This is a genomic window from Palleronia sp. THAF1, from assembly GCF_009363795.1.
GTDB lineage: Bacteria > Pseudomonadota > Alphaproteobacteria > Rhodobacterales > Rhodobacteraceae > Palleronia.
Window position 1 is genome coordinate 525,751 of the sequence record NZ_CP045420.1, and the last position, 19,843, is coordinate 545,593.

Genomic DNA, 19,843 nt, shown 5'->3' on the forward strand with positions numbered 1-19,843 from the left:
GGTTGGGATGAGTGATCTGGTGGATACGGGTGCGGTGGCAGACTGGCTGCGGGCGCAGGGTGTTCCTGTCGAGGGTACGTTGTACGCCACGCAGCTGACCGGCGGCCAGTCGAACCCGACCTTCGTGTTGGAAGATCAAGCGCGGCGCATGGTGCTGCGCCGCAAGCCGCCGGGTGATCTGCTGAAATCGGCGCATGCGGTGGACCGCGAGTTTCGTGTGATGCGCGCGCTGGCCGAGACTGATGTGCCGGTGCCACAGATGTTGGCGCTGTGCGAGGACGACAGTGTGATCGGCGCGATGTTCTACGTGATGGCGCATGTGGACGGGCGCAGCTTCGACGATCCGCGCTTGCCAGACTTGTCGGCGACAGAGCGGAAGGGCATCTATGATGAGCTGAACCGCGTGCTGGCAGCGATCCACGATGTGGACGTGCAGGCCGTTGGGCTGGGGGACTACGGGCCGGAAGGGGACTATTTCGCGCGCCAGCTTGGCCGTTGGACAAAGCAATACCGCGCGTCGGAAACCGAGACGATCGCCGACATGGACGCGCTGATCGACTGGCTGTCCGCGAACCTGCCGCCCGATGACGGACGGCGCACGCTGGTGCACGGCGACTACCGGATCGACAACCTGCTGTTTGCGCCTGATGGCACGGACGCGGTGGCGGTGCTGGACTGGGAACTGTCGACGCTGGGCCATCCTTTCGCCGATCTGGCCGCCTTGCTGATGCAATGGCGCATGCCGGTAGGGCCAGAGGGGCGGGGCCTTGATGGTGTGGACCGCGCGGCGCAGGGCCTGCCGTCGGATGCCGATTTCGTGGCCGATTATGCTGCGCGGCGGGGGATCGAAGACATGCCGCCGATGGGCTTCTACCTTGCCTTCGCGTTCTTCCGCATGGCCGCGATCCTGCAGGGCGTGAAGAAGCGCGCGCTGGATGGCAACGCCGCCGACCCGGAACGCGGGCTGGCGCTTGGCAAGCACGTTCCGCTTTTCGCGCAAAAGGGGCTGGAGGCGACCCGTGGCTGAGTTCCAGGGGCTTTCGGTCCTGCTGACCGGGGCCGCGTCAGGCTTTGGCGCGGGGGCCGCGCGGGCCTTCGCGGAACGCGGCGCGCGGCTGGTTCTGGCGGATGTGGCAGAAGCACCGCTGCGTGAGTTGGCGGATGCGTTGGGGGCCACGGCCATCGTCACCGATGTGAGTGACGCGGATCAAGTTGCCGCGATGGTCGCCAAGTCCGGGCGGATCGACATCGCGATCAACAACGCCGGCATCGGCGGGCGAATGGCCGCTATCGAAGACACGACGGCGGAAGAGTTCGACCGGTTGATGGCGGTGAACGCGCGGGGCGTGTTTCTGGGCATGAAGTACCAGATCGCCACGATGCGCGGGCAGGGGGGCGGGGTGATCCTGAACGTCGCCTCTGCGGCCGGGCTGGTCGGCGCGGGACATCTGGCCGCCTACGCCGCGTCGAAGCACGCTGTCGTCGGGCTGACCCGCGCCGCGGCGGATGAGGTCGCGCGGCATGGCATTCGGGTGAACGCCCTGTGCCCGTCCTTCGCATCGACGCCACTGTTCGACGCGATGGCCGATCAGGTGGCGGGCGCGCATGGGTTGGATCGCGACGCCGCCTACGGGCGGATCGCGTCGCGCGTGCCGATGCGGCGGGTGGCAACGGTCGATGAGATTGTAGAGGCGATGCTCTGGCTGTGCTCGCCCGCAAACACGTTCATGACCGGGCAGGCTGTGGCGTTGGATGGCGGATTGACGGCTATCTAGGATGGTGCAGAACGTCGGGTCTCGCACAGGCGCTGGGCGGCTGGACGCCAAGGGCCCGTCCGGTTCTCCGGTGATCCAAGCTCTTTAGGCCCGCGCCTTCTCGCGCTTCAGCTTCTGCATCTTGCGGGTGATCATCTGGCGCTTCAGCGGCTTGAGATAGTCGATGAACAGTTTGCCATCCAAATGGTCGATCTCGTGCTGAGCGCAGGTGGCCCATAGGCCGTCGAAGCGTTCGCTGTGGCGGTTGCCGTCCAGATCGGTCCAACTGACCTCTACTTCGGCTGGACGTTCGACGTCGGCGTATTGCTCGGGGATGGACAGGCAGCCTTCCTCGTAGGTGTTCACGTCGTCGGACGACCATTCGATCACAGGGTCGATCAGGACGATGGGGCGGGGGGCCGCGCCTTCTTCCTTCACGCAATCCATGACGAAGATTCGCTGCATCACGCCGATCTGCGGCGCGGCAAGGCCGATGCCCGGCGCGTCGTACATCGTGGCCAGCATATCGTCGGCCAGCTTGCGGTGCTCGGGGCCGGGAGTGCCGATCTCGTCGGCGCGGGCCTTCAGACGTGGGTCGGGGTGGATGAGGATGGGCAGGATCATGGCAGGGATTTAGGCGAGGCGGGCGTATGGTGCAATGTCGGCTGATACCCTTTCAGATAGCCGCGCGTTCTGGCACGACATTGCCACCCAGCAGGAGAGCCCCATGAGCTTTGACGACATCATCGACCGCCGCGGCACCCATTCGGCGAAATGGGACAAGATGCACGACATCTATGGCGTGTCGCCCGACGACGGGCTGGCGATGTGGGTTGCGGACATGGACTTCCGCCCGCCGCAGGTGGTGCGCGATGCGCTGGCGGGGATGCTCGATCATGGCGTGTTCGGCTACTACGGCGACGATGCTGGCTATCGCGAGTCGATCCGTTGGTGGATGGAAACGCGGCACGATTGGGATATCGACCCGGCTCATATCTTCACGACGCATGGGTTGGTGAACGGCACGGCGCTGTGCCTTGATGCGTTCACTAAACCGGGTGACGCAGTGGTGCTGTTCACTCCTGTGTATCACGCCTTCGCGCGCGTGATCCGTGCCTCGGGGCGCGAGGTGCGCGAGCTGGAAATGCCGATTGTGGATGGCCGCTACACGCTGGATTTCGAGGCGTTCGACGCGCAGATGACAGGGGCCGAAACGCTGTTGATGTGGTGCTCTCCGCACAATCCGGGCGGGCGGGTCTGGAGCCGGGACGAGCAGGCGGCGGTGGCCGACTTCGCGCGGCGGCACGAACTGACGCTGGTATCAGACGAGATCCACCACGATCTGACGATGCCCGGCCAGACCCACGTGCCGATGGCACTGATCGAGGGCGTCGCGGACAGGCTGGTGACGATGACCGCCAGTTCCAAGACGTTCAATCTGGCAGGTGGGCACACCGGCAATGTCATCATCGCCGACCCCGATTTGCGCAAACGGTTTGCGGGGCGTATGGCGGCGCTGGGACTGTCGCCAAACTCGTTCGGGCTGGTGATGACGGAAGCGGCCTATTCACCGGAAGGGGCCGCGTGGGTCGATGATCTGACGGCTTATCTTGACGGCAACCGGCAGCTCTTGGACGCCGCCACGAACGCGATCCCCGGTGTGCGGTCGATGCCTTTGGAGGCGACGTATCTGTCGTGGGTCGATTTTTCCGGCACAGGGATGGAGCCTGCCGAGGTGCATCGCCGCATCCAGAAGGACGCGAAGATCGCGGCCAGTCACGGCGATACTTTCGGCAAGGGCGGCGAGACGTTCATGCGCTTCAACATCGGCCTGCCGCGCGCCCAAATCGTCGAGGCGTTAGAGCGGCTGCAACGGGCCTTTGCCGATCTTCAGTGACTCTAGCCGATGACTCCGGCGGTCACGGCAGCAAGAATCGCGTAGCGGCCGATCTTTGCGATGCTCACGAGGGCGAGGAAGATCCAGAACGGGGTGCGCAATACGCCCGCGATCACGGTGATCGCGTCTCCGAACGGAGCCCATGACAGCAGCAGCGACCAGTAGCCGTACTTGCGATACCACGCCTGCGCGCGGTCAAGCTGCTTGTCGGTGACGACGAACCAGCGCCGGTCGCGGAAGCGTTCGAGAAAGACGCCCATCGCGTAGTTGATGACCGAGCCAAGGATGTTGCCGATGCTGGCGACCGTCAGGATCGCCCACACGGGCACGGTGCCGCGCATCTGCAAGCCAACGAACAGGATTTCCGATTGTGCGGGCAGTAGGGTGGCGGCCCCCAAAGCCGTCGCGAACATCGCGGCAAGGGAGCCTGCAAGTTCCATCGGCGGACGGTCAGGCGTCCGTCTGAGCGGCGTCGTTGCGGTGAGTGTCCTCGCGTCCCGCGCGGCCGATGACATCGCGTAGCTCTTCCAACTCGATGAAGTTGTCGGCCTGGCGGCGCAGCTCGTCGGCGATCATCGGCGGCTGGCTGCGGATGGTCGAGACGACGGACACGCGCACGCCTTGACGTTGCAGCGACTCGACCAGGGGGCGGAAGTCGCCGTCGCCGGAAAAGATCACGGCGTGGTCGATGCGGGGGGCCAGTTCCATGGCGTCAACGGCCAGTTCAATGTCCATGTTGCCTTTCACGCGTCGGCGGCCCTGACTGTCGGTGTATTCCTTGGCGGGTTTAGTCACCATGGAGAAGCCGTTGTAATGCAGCCAGTCAACCAGCGGACGAATCGGGGAATATTCCTCGTTCTCCAGCAAGGCAGTATAGTAGAAGGCGCGCAACAGCTTGCCGCGGCGCATGAACTCTTGGCGCAGAAGCTTGTAATCGACGTCGAAACCAAGCGCTTTGCCAGCAGCATAGAGGTTCGCGCCGTCAATGAAGAGCGCCAGTCGTTCGTCCCGATAAAACATGGGGGATCCTTGTAAATGTATGCGAAATTCTTGCGATGGGCTGTTTTGCACGGCCCGAGAAGTCCAAGGGCGGAATGTGCGTAATGGCGCAGCGCGTTTCAAGGTCTTACGTTGCGGTCGGCTCTAACATGCCGACTGACCAGGGTGATCCGCGTGACCTGGCCGAGAGCGCCATTCACCAGCTTGGGAGGCTCGGACGGGTGGTGCGCAGTCCTTTTTATGAAACACCCGCTTATCCTCTGGGGAGTGGTCCGGACTTCGTGAACGGTGTGGTGGGTCTGGATACGGCGATATCGGCAGACGACCTTCTGGCCGCGCTGCATGGGATCGAGGCCGACGCGGGCCGCACCCGCGCGGAACGTTGGGGGCCACGGGTGCTCGATCTGGATTTGCTGGCCTACGGCGATGCGGTCCTGCCGGATGCGCAGACGCAAGACGACTGGCGCGCTTTGCCGTCTGAGCGACAAACGGCCGTCGCGCCCGGTCGGTTGATCCTGCCGCATCCGCGCCTGCAGGATCGCGCCTTCGTGCTGGTGCCATGGGCGGATATCGCGCCCGACTGGACCCACCCCCGAACGGGTCTGACGGTCGCGCAGATGCTGGATGCGCTGCCAACCGCCGATACCGCGGCGATCCGGCCTGTGAACATCGCCTGAACCTGTGCGCGCATGGGTTGTCAAAGCGTGTATCATCGCCTATCTCACGCACTTCATTCGTCAGGCGCGACCAGCGCCCGAATCGCTATTGCCGGAGTATCCCCCATGGCCCGCGTGACCGTCGAAGACTGCGTCGACAAGGTTCCCAACCGTTTCGAGCTGGTGATGCTTGCCGCACACCGCGCCCGCGAAATCACAGCAGGCTCTGCGCCGACCGTTGATCGCGACAATGACAAGAACCCCGTCGTGTCCCTGCGCGAGATCGCAGAAGAGACGCAGCAGGCCGATGGTCTGCGTGAGCGGATGATCGAAAGCCACCAGACCCAGATCGAGGTGGATGAGCCGGAAGAAGACGCCATGGCGCTTCTGATGGGGTCCGAGCCGGACAAGCCGGCCGAGGACGACATGTCCGAAGAGAAATTGCTGCGTGCCCTGATGGAAGCGCAAAAGAGCCAGTAGAAGGGGCGCGCAAGCGCTGCACGCATGGATGACGGCGCACTTTGGGTCCAAGAGGCAGAGCTCGCGCGATTGATCGCGCGGGTGGTGTCCTACAACCCTAATTGCGACACGGATCTCATATCGCGGGCTTATTACTACGGTGCCGACGCCCATCGCGGCCAGTTGCGCCACTCGGGCGAACCCTACATCACCCATCCCTTGGCCGTCGCCATGATCCTTGCCGAACAGCGGCTGGATGATGCGACCATCGTGACGGCGCTTCTTCACGACACCATCGAAGACACCGGCGCAACCTTCGGGGCCGTGTCACAAGTATTCACGTCCGAAATCGCCGAACTGGTCGATGGTGTAACGAAGCTGACCAAGCTTCAGCTGACCAGCAGCGAGACCAAGCAGGCCGAGAACTTCCGCAAGCTGTTCATGGCCATGAGCCGGGACATGCGCGTGATTCTGGTAAAGCTGGCCGACCGTCTGCACAACATGCGCACGGTCAAGCACATGCGCCCCGAGAAGCAGGCCCAGAAAGCGCGCGAGACGATGGATATCTTCGCGCCGCTTGCGGGCCGCATGGGTATGCAGTGGATGCGCGAAGAGCTGGAGGATCTGTCCTTCGGCGTACTGAACCCGGAAGGTCGCCGCTCGATCATCCATCGCTTCGCCACACTGCGACGTGAAACGGGCGACGTGGTCGAAAAGATCACACACGACATCCGGGCAGAGCTGGAGCGCACTGGGATCGCGGGCGACGTGGCAGGTCGTGCCAAGCGCCCGTTCTCTATCTGGCGGAAGATGGAAGAGAAGAAGATCGGCTTTTCGCGCCTGTCGGACATCTACGGCTTTCGCGTCATCGTCGAAACGGAAGACGAATGCTACCGCGTTCTGGGTGCGATCCACCGCCGTTGGCGGGCCGTTCCGGATCGCTTCAAGGATTACATCAGCCAGCCAAAATCGAACGGCTACCGCTCGATCCATACGACCGTTTCGGGGCGCGATGCCAAGCGTGTCGAGGTGCAGATCCGTACGCGTGCGATGCACGATGTCGCCGAGTCCGGTGTGGCGGCGCACTGGTCCTATCGCGATGGCGAGCGGGTGGAGAATCCTTTTGCCGTCGATCCGGCGCGCTGGATCAGTGACCTGACCGCGCAATTCGATAGCTCCAGCGACCACGACGAGTTCCTCGAAGCGGTCAAGCTAGAGATGTATACCGATCAGGTCTTCTGCTTCACGCCCAAGGGCGAGGTGGTAAAACTGCCGCGCGGGGCCACGCCACTGGATTTCGCCTACGCGATCCACACGCGCATCGGCGCGCGGGCCGTGGGGGCCAAGGTCGACGGCGTGCGCGTGCCGCTATGGCAAAAGCTGCGCAACGGTGAGTCGGTCGAGATCGTGACGGCCGAGGGCCAGACGCCGCAGGGCTCGTGGCTCGATCTCGTTGTGACGGGCCGCGCGAAGTCCGCGATCCGCAAGGCGCTGCGCGACGCCGATCGCCATCGCTATATCCGGCTGGGCACCGAACTGGCGCGGGTCGCCTTCGATCAGGTCGGCCACCGCATGTCCGACAAGGCGCTGACGACGGCGGCGCGTGCATTGGGTGTCGGGTCGTCTGAAGAACTGCTGGCGCGGCTTGGCTCTGCCGAACTGGATACCCGCGCTGTACTGGGCATCCTGTTCCCCGACGTGGTGCTGGACGATTCCGATGAGATCGACGCGACCGCCGCAATCGTGGGGTTGGAGCCGGACCAGACGTTCCGACGTGCGCGCTGCTGCCAGCCGCTGCCGGGCGAACGGATCGTCGGCATTTCCTACAAGGGAGAGGGCGTGCTGATCCACGCCATCGATTGCGAGGCGCTGGCCGAAGTCGAGGATCAGCCCCAGCGATGGTTCGATATCGCGTGGCATGCGGGCAATCACCCGGCGGTGCACGATGTGACATTCGACATGACCATCGTGAACGACTCGGGCGTTCTGGGTCGGACCTGTACGCTGATCGGTCAGCAGAAGGCCAATATCTCTGACCTGGCGTTTCTGGAGCGGAGGCAGGACTTCTTCCGCGTGAAACTGGACGTCGAGTTGCGGTCTATCGAGCATCTGCATGCCGTGCGTATGGCACTGGAAGCGGAAGGCGATGTGGCGATGATAGAGCGGGTGCGCGATCCCGCGCTCTCGCCCTGATGTTCAAGCGCCGCACGCCCAGGTCCACGCTGGCGGCCTTCGGTCGGGCGCTGTGGCCCCGTGGCGGCTGGCTGCGGGCGGGGCAGTACATGGCATACCGCGTCCGTCGCCTCCCGGACCCGGCCTACAAGATCAGCCGGGGGATCGCGGCGGGTGTCTTCGTGTCGTTCACGCCATTCTTCGGGCTGCACTTCTTGTTAGCGGCGGGATTGGCGTGGATCATGGGGGGGAATCTTCTGGCGGCGCTTTTGGCGACGTTCACCGGAAATCCGATCACTTTTCCGATTATCGCTGGCCTGTCGGTGGAAATGGGCAGCTGGATGCTGGGCCGCCCCAACGCGCTGCCGTTAGGAGAGGTGTTCAACGCCTTCAGCGGCGTCTCGCTCGAATTGTGGCTGAACGCCCGCGCGATCTTCACAGACGATCTGGTTCAATGGACCCGTCTGGACTGGTTTTTTGACCGCGTTTTCCTACCCTACCTGATCGGTGGTATCGTTCCGGGCGTGATCGCTGGCGTGACCGCATACATATTGTCGCGCCCGTTGATCGCGGCTTACCAAAAGGCCCGGATCAAGCGATTGAAGACACGCTTTGCCAAGCGGCGCGAGATTGCGGAAAAGGCCATCGTGGCCCGCCGGAAGGAAACGAACATATGACCCCACCCCTGCGACTGGGCGTGAACATCGATCACGTGGCGACCGTGCGCAACGCGCGCGGTGGCGATCTGCCGGACCCTGTGCGCGCGGCCCGTATCGCCGAAGCCGCGGGGGCCGATGGCATCACGGCGCATCTGCGTGAAGACCGGCGCCACATCTCGGACGCGGATATCGAGGCGCTGATGGATGCGCTGACTTTGCCGCTGAACTTCGAAATGGCCGCGACGGATGAAATGCAGGCAATCGCTCTGCGTCATAAGCCCCACGCCGTATGCATCGTGCCCGAACGCCGGGACGAGCGGACGACCGAAGGCGGGCTGGAGGTCGCGCGCGAAGAGAACAGGCTGGCCCATTTCATCGCGCCACTGGCAGAGGCCGGGTGCCGCGTGTCGATTTTCATCGCCGCCGATCCGCGCCAGATCGAAGCGGCGGCGCGCATCGGTGCTGCGGTGGTGGAACTTCACACGGGTGCCTATTGCGATGCCTTCGCAGAGGGCCGCATGGACGACCACGCCGAAGAGCTCGCCAAGCTGACCGAAATGGCGGTTCTGGCCGACGAGTTGGGTCTGGAGGTTCACGCGGGCCACGGCCTGACCTATGACACCGTGCCCCCCATCGCCGCGCTTCCGCAGGTGGTCGAATTGAATATCGGTCACTTCCTGATCGGCGAAGCGATCTTCAAAGGGCTGGAGCCTGCGATCAAGGAGATGCGCACGGTCATGGACGGGGCGCGCGCGTGACCAAGACGATCCTGGCCTTCGGCGCCAGCAATTCGAAAGCCTCGATCAACCATCAACTGGCGCTGCGCGTGGGTGATTTGGTGGCAGCGGAACTGGGGGACGCACGCGTGACGTCGTTGCTGCTGCATGATTTCGACATGCCGGTGTATTCCATCGACCGAGAGAACGCGGACGGCATTCCCGCACCCGCGCAGGCTTTCATCGACGCGTTGGCGGCGGCGGACGGGGTGGTGATCTCCTTCGCCGAGCATAACGGATCGCTGACCGCCGCGTTCAAGAACGTCTTCGACTGGGCCAGCCGGATCGACGGCAAGGTCTATCAGGGCAAACCGCTTCTGGCGCTGGCGACCTCTCCGGGCGCGCGCGGCGGACAGTCCGTTCTGGACCACGCTGCGGCGCAGGCCCCGTTCCGGGGGGCGGCATCGGTTGAAGTGTTTTCACTGCCCAGCTTCGGCGAAACCTTCGCCGACGGGGCCGTGTTGGACGGTGAGCATGCGAAACGGCTGGCGCAGGCCGTCGCGGCGTTCGCTGAACGCGTCTAGCGCCAGTATCCCTTAATCCCGCGCGCGCAGCACCTGTGCCGGGCGGGCGGCGAGCGGACCCCATGCAAAGGCAAGCCCCGCCAGCAGCGTCAGAACAACGCCGCCTGCGATAATTGCCAGTGCCGATCCCGGCGCGAAGCGGAAGTCGGTCTCCATGATGAAGACTGACACGCCCCATCCCGCAGCCGCCCCCGCGACAGCAGCCACCAGTCCCGCCGCCAGTCCCAGAATTGCCCAACGCAGCGCGAAGCTGGTCAGAATGGTGGTGCGACTGGCGCCGACGGTCTTGAGCACGGCGGCCTCGTAGACGCGCGCGCGGGTGCCCGCCGCGGCGGCGCCGATCAGGACGACCGCGCCCGTCACAAGCGTGGCGGATGCACCATAGGTGATGGCGGCGGCCACACCGGCAAGGATGTCGGACACGCGGTCGATGGCGTCCCGCACGCGAATGGCGGTGATGTTGGGGTAGTCGCCCGCCACGTTACGCAAGATGCGGGCCTCTGCGGCTTCATCGGCGTAGACCGTTGCGATCCACGTGTGCGGTGCGCCTTGAAGTGCAGCGGGGTTCATGGCCAAGACGAAACCGATCCCGGCGGTCGAGAAATCGACTTCGCGGAACGATGTGATCTCTCCCTCGATATCGCGGCCAAGGATGTTGACGGTCAGCGTGTCGCCAAGTTCCAGGCCCAGTTCTGCGGCTTCTTCGGCGGCGAAGCTGATCTGATTGGGGCCGGTGTAATCGGGCCGCCACCAGACGCCTTCTGTCACGGTCGTATCCTCGGGCGGCAGCTCGGAATAGGTGACGCCCCGGTCGCCGCGCAGGGTCCAGTGGTCGCCCGCGACCTCTGTTGCGTCCTGCCCGTTGATCTGCGTGATGATGCCCCGCAGCATGGGCGCCGCTTCGACCTTTTCGACTTGGGTATCGTCTTCCAAAGCGCGGATGGCGTCGATCTGCGCGGGTTGAATATCGACCATGAAATAGGCGGGGGCGATGTCCGGAAGGTCGCGCTCGATTGCGGCGCGCAAGTTGGCGTCGATCTGACCGACAGCGGCCAGCACGGTCAGGCCAAGGCCCAGCGACAGAACGACCGCCGCCGCTTCGCCGGACGGTCCGCCAACGGCACCGAAGGCCGTGCGGATCGCGGTGCGACCGCGCAGGGCAGGCTGTCGAGCGACGACGCGCGCGGCGCGGCGCGTGGCCCATGCGGTGGCCAGCAAGGCAAGGAACGACGCGAGCAGACCGCCAGCGGTGTAGAGCGTCAGCATCGGGATGCCCGACAGCCACGCGGCAAGGCCGACCAGCAGGATCAGAATGGCCCCTGTCGCGAGCAGGTAGGGCAGTCGCGGCAGGCCGGAGGGCAGGCCACCGGCTTCGCGGAACAGGGCGGCGGCGCGGATGTCCTGCGCTTTCGCCAGCGGCCAGAGCGTGAAGAGCGCGGCGGCAAGGATGCCGTACAACGCGGCCTCGGCCAGTGCGGCAGGATAGAGCGACAGGGCGGCCGGCACGGGCAGACGGTCTTCGATGATGGGTGCGAAGGCGATGGGCAGCGCCGCGCCAAGGGCGACGCCAAGGACCACGGCGAGCGCCGTGACAGCGCCGATCTGGATAGCGAAGGCGGCGAACAGGGTGCGGGATTCGGCGCCAAGGGTTTTCAGCGTCGCGATGGTGGCGGTCTTGTCCACCATGTGCGCGCGGACGGCGGAGCCGACGCCGATGCCACCGACGGCCAGACCGGCAAGACCGACGAGCACGAGGAAGGCCGACAGACGCTCGACGAACTGCTGGATGCCCGGCGCGCCGTTGCGACGGTCGCGCCAGCGGTAGCCGGAGTCGGGGAGGGCTTCGGCCAGTTGCGCCTCTGCGGTGTCGAGGTCGGCTTCCGGTGGCAGGGTCAGGCGATATTCAGTCTCGTATAGCGTGCCGGGCTGGATCAGGCCGGTGCCGTCGAGGTCTGCGGTGTTCAGGAGTGTTCTGGGGCCAAGGTCAAAGCCGCCGCCTGCGTTGTCGGGCTCTGCCGCGATCCGGGCGGTCAGGCGAAAGTCCTTCTCACCCAGCCGGAAGGTGTCGCCCACGGTCAGGCCCAGCCGGTCGGCCAACACCGGGTCCATAGCGGCGCCAGGCGGGTCGCCCGCGAGCGCGTCTGGCAGCGGGCCGGGCGGGTCGAGTTGTAGATCGCCCAGCAGTGGATAGGCCGCATCGACGCCCTTCACCTGCGTCAGCGCGCGGTCCTCTCCGACGGTGACCATGGAGCGGAACTCGACGACTTCGGATACGGTGCCGAGAGCTTCGAGCGCCGCGCGCTCAGCGTCGTTGGCGAAACGGTAGGTGAACTCGACGCTCGCGTCGCCGCCCAGCAGCGTTGCGCCTTCGCGGGCGAGACCTTCCGTGATGGCTTCCCTGACCGAACCCACAGCCGCGATGGCGGCGATGCCGAGGGTCAGGCAGGCGAGGAAGACGCGGAACCCCTTCAGTCCGTTACGGAAGCCGGAGCGGAGTTCTCGGCGCGCTATGGTGATGGCGGGACTGGGGGCGCGGCCCGGCTGGGGCGCTGCCCCAGACCCCGAGGTATTTGCAGAACGATGAAGGGTCATTCGGCGGCGGCGCGGTCGGGGGCAAGGCGGCCGTCTTCAAGGCGGATCGTGCGCGAGCAGCGGGCGGCGAGGTCGGGCGCGTGGGTAACGAGGATCAGCGTCGCGCCGTGACGGTCGTTGAGGGCGAAGAGCAAGTCCATGATTGTTTCACCCGTGGGACCGTCGAGATTGCCGGTGGGCTCGTCCGCCAACAGGATTTCGGGGCGGGGGGCAGCGGCGCGGGCAAGGGCGACGCGCTGCTGTTCGCCGCCGGATAGTTCTGACGGGTAGTGGTGCTGGCGTTTTCCAAGGCCCACGGCGTCGAGTTCGGCTGCCGCGCGGTCGAAAGCGTCCGAGTGGCCCGCCAGTTCAAGCGGGGTTGCGACATTTTCGAGCGCGGTCATCGTGGGGATCAGGTGGAAGGACTGGAAGACGACTCCCATATGAGAGCGACGGAAGCGGGCCAATGCATCCTCGTTCATTGCCGTCAGGTCATGGTCGAGCGCGTGAACCGAGCCGCCCGTGGCGCGCTCCAGCCCGCCCATGACCATGAGGAGAGACGACTTGCCTGATCCCGACGGACCCACCAGCCCCACCGTTTCGCCGCGCGTCACATCCAGCGTGATGCCGCGCAGGATATCCACGGGACCGGCATTGCCGTCGAGCGTGAGGTCGGCGTCGTTCAGGGACAGGATCGTGTCGGGCATGCGCGCCTCCGTGGGTCTGGTGGCATATGGGGTGCGGGAATGGGCGCTCAAGTCGGTGGCGGCGATCTGTCTTTACGGTGGCCTTGTCGGTGCCGCGCAGGCCGAGGTGACGGTGGCCGCGCTGGGCGACTCGCTGACGCAAGGATATGGCTTGGTGCAGTCCGAAGGCTTCGTGCCGCAGCTGCAGGCGTGGCTGCGCGATCAGGGGGCCGATGTGACGGTCGTGAACGCAGGCGTGTCGGGAGACACGACGGCGGGCGGCTTGTCTCGGGTCGACTGGACTTTGACGCCCGATGTGGACGCGATGATCGTGGCGCTGGGCGGCAACGATCTGCTGCGGGGGATCGATCCGGCGAACTCCAAGGCGAACTTGAACGGTATCCTGGCGGCAGCGGATGAGGCGGGCGTGCCTGTGCTGATGATCGGGATGGAGGCGCCGGGGAACTACGGTGCCGACTACAAGGAGGCGTTCGACGGGATGTATGGCGAATTGGCCGCGGAATGGGACGTGGCGTTGGCGGAAGCGTCGTTCCTGGGCACCTTGATGGAAATCGAGGACCGCGCAGCGGCGTCGGCCCGCTACATGCAGTCCGACGGCATTCATCCGAACGCAGAAGGCGTGGCGTTGATCGTCGAGGCACTGGGGCCGGAGGTTCTGGAACTGGTCGAACGCGCGGCGGAGTGACTGGTGGTCCGAGCCGTGCCGTGGGATGAACGGCACGGGAGGATCGTGGCATGGCTATTCTAAAGACGCTGCGCATGGTCGTGGGCGACGCGCATGTTCTGACGGGCGCGGATGCGGCGTCCTTCGCAAAGGATTGGACCGGACAGTACGAGGGTGAGCCGCTTTGCGCCGTGCGGCCCGCGAATGTACAGGAGGTCGCTGGCGTCGTTCGGGCCGCTGCGGAGGCTGGCGTTGCTGTCGTGCCCGTGGCGGGGAACACCGGATTGATGGGCGGCACGCACGCGCCGGGTCGCATCGCGCTTTCGCTGGAGCGGATGAACGCCGTGCGCGAGGTGCGGACAGAGTCGCGGCTGGCGATCGTCGAGGCGGGCGTTGTGCTCAGCCAGTTGCACGACGCGGTGGACCAGCATGGGCTGGTCTTTCCGCTGACCTTCGGCGCGAAGGGATCGGCACGGATCGGCGGTGTGCTAGGAACGAACGCGGGTGGCTCTAACGTCCTGCGCTATGGGAGCACTCGGGCGCTGTGTCTGGGCTTGGAAGTCGTGATGGCCGACGGGCGGGTGCTGGATACCATGTCCGAACTGGTGAAGGACAACTCCGGCTATGATCTGCGCGACCTGTTCATCGGTGCGGAGGGCACCTTGGGGATCGTAACGGCGGCGGTGTTGCGCTTGTTTCCGAAGCCCGCCGCCTATGCCACCGCGATGGTCGCGGTGCCGTCGGTCAGCGATGCGCTGGGGTTGCTGAACCAGTTGCAAACCGCGACGGGCGGCGCGGTAGAGGCGTTCGAATATATGCCGCGCAGCTATTTCGATGCGTGGGGCAAACGCGAGCCGGGCAAGCGCCCGCCGTTCGCGCAGACCTACGATCACGCCGTGATGGTCGAGGTCGGTGCGACCGCACCGCGCGATGCAGAGCCGGGACCGGATGGAGCGGTGCCGGTCCAGGCTTACCTGGAAGAGGTGCTGGGCGAGATGATCGAGGACGGTCGCGCGCTGGATGCCGTCGTTGCGCGGTCAGAGGCGCAGCGGCGCGAGATCTGGGAGCGGCGCGAGATCGCGGGCGAACTGTCCTTGGGGCAGGGTCCGTTCGCGCTGACGGATGTGAGCGTGCCGCTGGACAAGGTCGAGACGTTCCTTAACCGTGCCTACGCGGCGTTGGAGGCCGACGACCCGGACGTGCGGCATCTGGTGGTCAGTCATCTGGGCGACGGGAACGTGCATCTGACCGTGTGGCCGTCGGACGGGGATGCGGGCTATGAGCGCGTGATGGAGATCGTCGAGGATATCACGCAGGACTTGCGTGGATCGTTCTCTGCCGAGCACGGGATCGGGCTGGGCAAGAAGGGCGCGATGGGCCGACGCAAAAATCCGGTGGCTCTGGATGTGATGCGGGCCGTGAAGGCGGCGCTAGATCCGCAGGGGATCATGAATCCCGGGAAGGTGGTGCCAGAAGCTTAGGGGCGCTGCCCCCGCCGCTTTGCGGCTCACCCGAGGTATTTACGGAACGATGAAGTTGGGGTCGCGGGCTGCTGTGGGTGGTGATAGGCGCGCGGGATGATTTCCTTGCGCACCATCCTGACCGACCCGGCCCTACGTTTGACCGCCATCGCCATGTTGACCTTCGGGGGCTTCGCGGCGGCGCTGGCGCCGTACCAGTCGCTTTTGGGTGTACGTTGGTTCGGCTTCTCGGACGCCGCATATTCAGCAATCTACGCGGGCGGGGCAGCTTTGTCCCTTGTCTGCGCGGTGGGCGTCGGGATCGTGACCGACCGTACGGGGCGGCGCCGGAACGCCGCGCGATTGGCGGCTGCGGCCGGGTTGGTCGGTGCGGTTTTGGTGTTTCTGGCCGATGCGCGTTGGGCGTATCTGATCACGCATCTGGTGTTGTTCCCGCTATCCTCGACCCTGTTCGCGCAGCTGTTCACACTGGCGCGGCTGGGGGCATCGACGCACCCGCCCGAGGCGCGCGGCGGGTTGCAGGCGTCGATCCGGGCCTTTTTCGCGATCCCATTTGTAGCGCTGTTGCCGTTGCTGGCGCTGGCCTTCGCAGCGGGGCTGCCGCTGATCTACATCTATGCGATCTGCGGGGTTTCTGCCGGTATCACTCTGGCGATCTTTGCCTTCGCATGGCCGGCCGACGGGGCCACGCGCTGGCAAGACGCGGGATCGGGGTTGAGCTTGCGTGCTGCATTGCAGGAACTGACGGCGCCGTCGGTCCTGATCCGCACCTTTGCGCTGGCCGTCGTGTTGGCCGGTATCCAGCTTTACATGGTGCTGACCGGCCTGATCCTGACCGGCACGGAAGGGCGGGACACCGGAGATGTGGCTTTGTTCTTCGGCATCGTTGCTGGGCTGGAGATTCCTTTCATGCTGATGCTGGGCGGCCCGCTTGCGCGGTTCGGTCCGGCGCGGATGATCGCGGGGGCCGCCGTTTTGCACGCGGTCTTCATCGCGGTGTTTCCGCTGTTGGGTGGAACGGTGGGGGTCTGGGCGCTGCCATTGGTGGCCGCGGCGGGGGCGGCGGTGATACTGACGGTGCCGATGCAGTACCTGCAGGACCTGCTGGGCAGCCGTCCGGGGGCGGGAGGATCGCTGATCGCCCTGTGCAACTTAGGCGCGCAGATCATCGGGGCCGCACTGTTTGCGCTGGGCACATGGGTTGGGGACTATTCCACAGTCGCATGGATCGGCGCGCCGCTGGTGGCGCTTGCGGGGCTGTCGCTTTTGTGGCTCGACCGGCGCTTGGTGGTCTGACCGGCCGAACCCGGCATTGTCATCGCCCGCACGGCCTGTAAAGGATGACGCGGTTTTGCAGGAAGGCTTCATGGACGCGCCATCGACAATCGGTATCGTCGGCACCGGACTGATCGGCGCGGGGTTCGCGGCGCTGGTGTCGCGGCGTGCGCCGGACGTGGTGATCCGCGCGGTCGAGCCGAACGGCAGCTACCGCGCCGCCGTGCAGGCCCAACTGCCGCCCGTGACCTTCGATCACTGCGCCAAGGACCTGGCCGACGCGGATATCGTGTTCGTCTGCGCGCCTCCGGGTGCGGTCGTGGGATTGGCGCGTGAGGTGCTGGACGCGGGCGATGCATTGGTCGTGGACATGGCCTCGACCAAGGGGCGCATCGTGACTGCGCTGTCGGACGCGCCGCGTTTTATCGGTGGGCACCCGCTTGCGGGCGGCAACGCGGCGGGGCCCTTCACATCAGAGCCTGACGCTTTGGCCGCCGCGAGATTCGTCCTGACGCCCCACGCGGGGAACGGAGAGTCGGACATCGAGTGGATCGAGCACTTTCTTGCGCGGCTGGGATTTGCTGTGGTGCGTGCGGACGCCCACGCCCACGATCAGATATTGGCTCGCACGTCGCATCTGCCGCACCTGCTGGCCTACGGATACGCCGGGTTGCTGGGCAGTATGGACGCGGACGAGCGCGCGATCTTCGCCTCTCGCTCGACCCGCAACACGGTCCATCACGCCGCTGCGAATACGCGGATGTGGGCCGAGATACTGGATCAGAATACGGATGCGGTCTCTGCCGCGTTGGACGAGATGATCCTTGAATTGATGGAACTGCGCACCGCCTTCGCTGGCGGTCGCCGGTCCGACCTGACACAGCGGCTGGAAGCGGCCGCAACCACCGCACAGACTTTGACGAAAGGCGAGGATACATGACCAAGATCGGCTATCTCGGCCACCCCGGCAGCTATTCCCATCAGGCAGCGGCGCAACTGCGCCCCGACGCTGAGCATGTGAACCTTCCGTCTTTCGATGAGCTGGTCGCCGCCTGCGAGGCCGGCGACGTGGACGAGGCGGTTCTGCCGCTGGAGAACAGCGAGTCGGGTCGTATTCCAGATGTGCATCGCCTTGTCGTGTCTATGGAGCTGTTCATTGTCGGAGAGATGTTGCTGGACGTGTCGCATTGTCTTGTGACCTGCGGACCGGCGGTCGAGGCAGAGATCCATTCGATCTTCAGTCATCCGCAGGGGTTCCTGCAGTCGTCGAAGTTCCTGAAGGACCGCTTCCCCGACGCACAGCGCCGCACCCGGTCTGATACCGCAACGGCGGTGCGCGAAGTCGTGGCGGGCGGTGACAGGCATCTGGCCGCCATCGGGTCGGAATTCGCGGCCAAGCACTACGGTGGCACAGTCCTGCATCGCGGGATTTCCAACCGCGAGGACAACATCACGCGCTTCGTCGTGGTGGCCAGGGAAACGCGGTTCGAGGACAGCGACGACATGTCTTCGATGATCATTCAGGTCAGTCACAAGCCCGGCAGTCTGGTGCAGGCGTTGGCGGTTTTCGGGCAACACGGTGTGAACATCACCAAGCTGGAAACCTACATGATTTCCGAGCGGACAGAGCTGCCGACCTTCTATCTGGACGTTGGCTGCGGCGGGCAGGCCGAAAAGCTGATCGCCGCCATGCGCGATATCGAGCCGCATATCAGCTATTCAAAATTCCTGGGCTCTTACCGCGCCGACAGCCGCCGGACGGGGCGCAACGGGTTCCTTAAGCCGTAGCCATGGCGTCCCGCGCACGCATACAGGCCGTGGCCGCCGCGACACTGGCAACGGCATCTTCGGTGGCGGCCATCGTGGTGGACCGCCTGAGGCCGGAGATGTCGGTGGCAGAGCAGATCATCGCCGTTCTGGGAGTCTCGATAGTTCTCTATCTCGCCTATAGCGCGACCGAAAGCGTGCTGCGTCGCGTCTATTATCGCCATGTGCGCGGGCGCTGGCACTACGTTACGGTCGCACCCTCGGGAGGGAATCAGAACTACGCCGTTATGGATATTGGGTTCACCGAAGAGGGTACGCTGAAATACGAGGTTCAGCTTCACCGCAACCCAGCAGAATTGAAGACGCACGAAAATGCCATTGGAAGCGCGATCAGCGAGGCGATGGACTACGATCCGAAACGGCGTGAGCTGCATATCCTTTACGATGTCGACCTGAAAGAGGACAAGGACCGCAGACGGGGCCGGTTGCGGATGACACGCAATCTGGACGGCACGATGACGGGCATGTGGACGAGTGTCCGAAACGAAAAGGAAATTTCGCGCGGAGAAGTGTTTGCCGCGCGTCCGGCGCAGTTCGATGCAAAGTCAACGCGCTGGTTGAAGCTGAGGGAAATAGAACGATGACTGCGACCGCCGGAAAATACGACGACATCTCTTTCTTCGTGGCAGAAGAGCGCACCAAGTTCGCGCAATTCGCGCGGGGCAAATCGATCACCGAGCTGGGCAAGCTGGTGCTGGCCGTGCGCAACGCCGAACGCCTTGGTGCTGCATCCGAACAGATGGCGGCCGCTTATCTGGTGACCAACCTGCTGCTGATGAGCCGTGCGCAAAGACGTATCGCCAAGCTGGTGATCCTTGATATGGCCGAAAGCGACCGCGCGGCGCTGTTCCCGGTGACCAACGCGCTGCGTTACTTCCTGATGGAGGACTACACGCAGCTCGACAACTTCGAGGACTGGGTGACGTCCTTGAAAGGTCTCGCGAATGTGTCGGATCGCCTGCGCGACGAGTTGACAGACATTTCAGATTTCATGACTTCGTCCGAGTTGGGCGATCAGGGCACCACTGACCGCAAGGCGCAGACGATGCTGGCCGTGCGCGCGCCCGGCTTCGCCGAGGATCAGGGGCTGACGGCGGATGTGTCGAACCCATTCATCGTGACCTTCACAGCGGGTGGTGAGACAAGCCAGGACGTGGTGGGCCAGTCGGTCTACGGCGATGCGTTCTCCATGCGGGTCGCAAACTCACGCGATGTGATCGTCATCGAGATCGACGGCGCGCAGGCGGACGCGGCGATTGCGCAGTGGATCGCGCGGTTGGACGACGTGCTGGACAACGCGTTGCTGGGGCTGAGTTCCGGAGCCTAGGCGATTTGGGTCGAGGGGACCGTGCCGAAGCGAGACGACGACCTTGCAGAGCGGTTCGTTAACATCTTTTTTTCGTAGCTGAGAAAGTCAGCTAC

The 19,843-nt window shown here is 64.8% G+C and carries 21 protein-coding genes; 16 read left to right on the top strand and 5 right to left on the bottom strand.

The window, feature by feature from the left end; translation table 11 throughout:
• Window positions 1–7 precede the first annotated feature (7 nt).
• Both FIU81_RS02540 and FIU81_RS02545 read left to right on the top strand, forming a co-directional pair.
• On the top strand, window positions 8–1,027 hold the full coding sequence (locus FIU81_RS02540; protein WP_124111423.1) for a phosphotransferase family protein: 1,020 nt from the start codon (window positions 8–10) through the stop codon (window positions 1,025–1,027).
• Entirely contained in the window at window positions 1,020–1,775 is a 756-nt protein-coding gene (locus tag FIU81_RS02545; RefSeq protein WP_216644272.1) for an SDR family NAD(P)-dependent oxidoreductase, read from the top strand. The genes FIU81_RS02540 and FIU81_RS02545 overlap by 8 nt, the downstream gene beginning before the upstream one ends.
• A gap of 84 nt (window positions 1,776–1,859) precedes the next feature.
• Here FIU81_RS02545 and def read toward each other — a convergent pair whose 3' ends face one another.
• The gene (gene def, locus FIU81_RS02550) at window positions 1,860–2,378 is read right to left on the bottom strand and encodes a peptide deformylase (protein ID WP_124111421.1); all 519 of its coding nucleotides are present in this window, start codon (window positions 2,376–2,378) and stop codon (window positions 1,860–1,862) included.
• Between the two features lie 103 nt (window positions 2,379–2,481).
• Between def and FIU81_RS02555 the strand changes: the two genes are divergently transcribed.
• A complete protein-coding gene (locus FIU81_RS02555; RefSeq protein ID WP_124111420.1) occupies window positions 2,482–3,651 on the top strand; it encodes a MalY/PatB family protein in 1,170 nt (389 codons plus the stop codon).
• A gap of 2 nt (window positions 3,652–3,653) precedes the next feature.
• Here the strand turns inward: FIU81_RS02555 and FIU81_RS02560 are convergent, their stop codons facing one another.
• Window positions 3,654–4,091, bottom strand: a complete 438-nt coding sequence (locus FIU81_RS02560) for a YqaA family protein (protein WP_124111419.1) — start codon at window positions 4,089–4,091, stop codon at window positions 3,654–3,656.
• Between the two features lie 10 nt (window positions 4,092–4,101).
• Complete coding sequence (locus FIU81_RS02565; protein WP_124111418.1) at window positions 4,102–4,671, bottom strand: NYN domain-containing protein; 570 nt, start codon at window positions 4,669–4,671, stop codon at window positions 4,102–4,104.
• Window positions 4,672–4,799: 128 nt separating this feature from the next.
• Here FIU81_RS02565 and folK point away from each other — a divergent pair, with 128 nt between their 5' ends.
• The 6 genes from folK (at window position 4,800) to FIU81_RS02595 (ending at window position 9,896) form a co-directional block, all read left to right on the top strand.
• Window positions 4,800–5,327 (top strand): 2-amino-4-hydroxy-6-hydroxymethyldihydropteridine diphosphokinase, encoded by a 528-nt coding sequence (folK, locus tag FIU81_RS02570; protein WP_254695978.1) that lies wholly within the window; start codon window positions 4,800–4,802, stop codon window positions 5,325–5,327.
• Between the two features lie 105 nt (window positions 5,328–5,432).
• Window positions 5,433–5,786 (top strand): DNA-directed RNA polymerase subunit omega, encoded by a 354-nt coding sequence (gene rpoZ / locus FIU81_RS02575; protein ID WP_124111416.1) that lies wholly within the window; start codon window positions 5,433–5,435, stop codon window positions 5,784–5,786.
• 24 nt (window positions 5,787–5,810) lie between these two features.
• On the top strand, window positions 5,811–7,958 hold the full coding sequence (locus tag FIU81_RS02580) for a RelA/SpoT family protein (protein ID WP_124111415.1): 2,148 nt from the start codon (window positions 5,811–5,813) through the stop codon (window positions 7,956–7,958).
• The gene (locus tag FIU81_RS02585; RefSeq protein ID WP_124111414.1) at window positions 7,958–8,614 is read left to right on the top strand and encodes a DUF2062 domain-containing protein; all 657 of its coding nucleotides are present in this window, start codon (window positions 7,958–7,960) and stop codon (window positions 8,612–8,614) included. The genes FIU81_RS02580 and FIU81_RS02585 overlap by 1 nt, the downstream gene beginning before the upstream one ends.
• The gene (locus FIU81_RS02590; protein WP_124111413.1) at window positions 8,611–9,354 is read left to right on the top strand and encodes a pyridoxine 5'-phosphate synthase; all 744 of its coding nucleotides are present in this window, start codon (window positions 8,611–8,613) and stop codon (window positions 9,352–9,354) included. Before FIU81_RS02585 ends, FIU81_RS02590 begins: the two co-directional genes overlap by 4 nt.
• Window positions 9,351–9,896: an NADPH-dependent FMN reductase gene (locus FIU81_RS02595; RefSeq protein WP_124111412.1), complete on the top strand. Its 546-nt coding sequence runs from the start codon at window positions 9,351–9,353 to the stop codon at window positions 9,894–9,896. Before FIU81_RS02590 ends, FIU81_RS02595 begins: the two co-directional genes overlap by 4 nt.
• Window positions 9,897–9,908: 12 nt before the next feature.
• On the opposite strand, the gene FIU81_RS02600 is transcribed toward FIU81_RS02595, so the two are convergent.
• Both FIU81_RS02600 and FIU81_RS02605 read right to left on the bottom strand, forming a co-directional pair.
• Entirely contained in the window at window positions 9,909–12,488 is a 2,580-nt protein-coding gene (locus FIU81_RS02600) for an ABC transporter permease (RefSeq protein WP_124111411.1), read from the bottom strand.
• Window positions 12,485–13,174 (bottom strand): ABC transporter ATP-binding protein, encoded by a 690-nt coding sequence (locus FIU81_RS02605; RefSeq protein WP_124111410.1) that lies wholly within the window; start codon window positions 13,172–13,174, stop codon window positions 12,485–12,487. Before FIU81_RS02605 ends, FIU81_RS02600 begins: the two co-directional genes overlap by 4 nt.
• Here FIU81_RS02605 and FIU81_RS02610 point away from each other — a divergent pair.
• The 7 genes from FIU81_RS02610 to FIU81_RS02640 all read left to right on the top strand — a co-directional run bounded on the left by FIU81_RS02610 (window position 13,173) and on the right by FIU81_RS02640 (window position 19,748).
• Window positions 13,173–13,859, top strand: a complete 687-nt coding sequence (locus tag FIU81_RS02610; RefSeq protein WP_124111409.1) for an arylesterase — start codon at window positions 13,173–13,175, stop codon at window positions 13,857–13,859. The genes FIU81_RS02605 and FIU81_RS02610 overlap by 2 nt on opposite strands.
• A gap of 50 nt (window positions 13,860–13,909) precedes the next feature.
• Window positions 13,910–15,319: an FAD-binding oxidoreductase gene (locus FIU81_RS02615; protein ID WP_124111408.1), complete on the top strand. Its 1,410-nt coding sequence runs from the start codon at window positions 13,910–13,912 to the stop codon at window positions 15,317–15,319.
• Window positions 15,320–15,415: 96 nt separating this feature from the next.
• On the top strand, window positions 15,416–16,615 hold the full coding sequence (locus FIU81_RS02620) for a hypothetical protein (protein ID WP_124111407.1): 1,200 nt from the start codon (window positions 15,416–15,418) through the stop codon (window positions 16,613–16,615).
• Between the two features lie 70 nt (window positions 16,616–16,685).
• The gene (locus FIU81_RS02625; RefSeq protein ID WP_124111406.1) at window positions 16,686–17,534 is read left to right on the top strand and encodes a prephenate dehydrogenase; all 849 of its coding nucleotides are present in this window, start codon (window positions 16,686–16,688) and stop codon (window positions 17,532–17,534) included.
• On the top strand, window positions 17,531–18,382 hold the full coding sequence (locus FIU81_RS02630; protein ID WP_124111405.1) for a prephenate dehydratase: 852 nt from the start codon (window positions 17,531–17,533) through the stop codon (window positions 18,380–18,382). Before FIU81_RS02625 ends, FIU81_RS02630 begins: the two co-directional genes overlap by 4 nt.
• A gap of 29 nt (window positions 18,383–18,411) precedes the next feature.
• Window positions 18,412–19,005 (top strand): hypothetical protein, encoded by a 594-nt coding sequence (locus FIU81_RS02635; protein ID WP_124111404.1) that lies wholly within the window; start codon window positions 18,412–18,414, stop codon window positions 19,003–19,005.
• Entirely contained in the window at window positions 19,002–19,748 is a 747-nt protein-coding gene (locus tag FIU81_RS02640; RefSeq protein WP_124111403.1) for a hypothetical protein, read from the top strand. The genes FIU81_RS02635 and FIU81_RS02640 overlap by 4 nt, the downstream gene beginning before the upstream one ends.
• Window positions 19,749–19,843 lie beyond the last annotated feature (95 nt).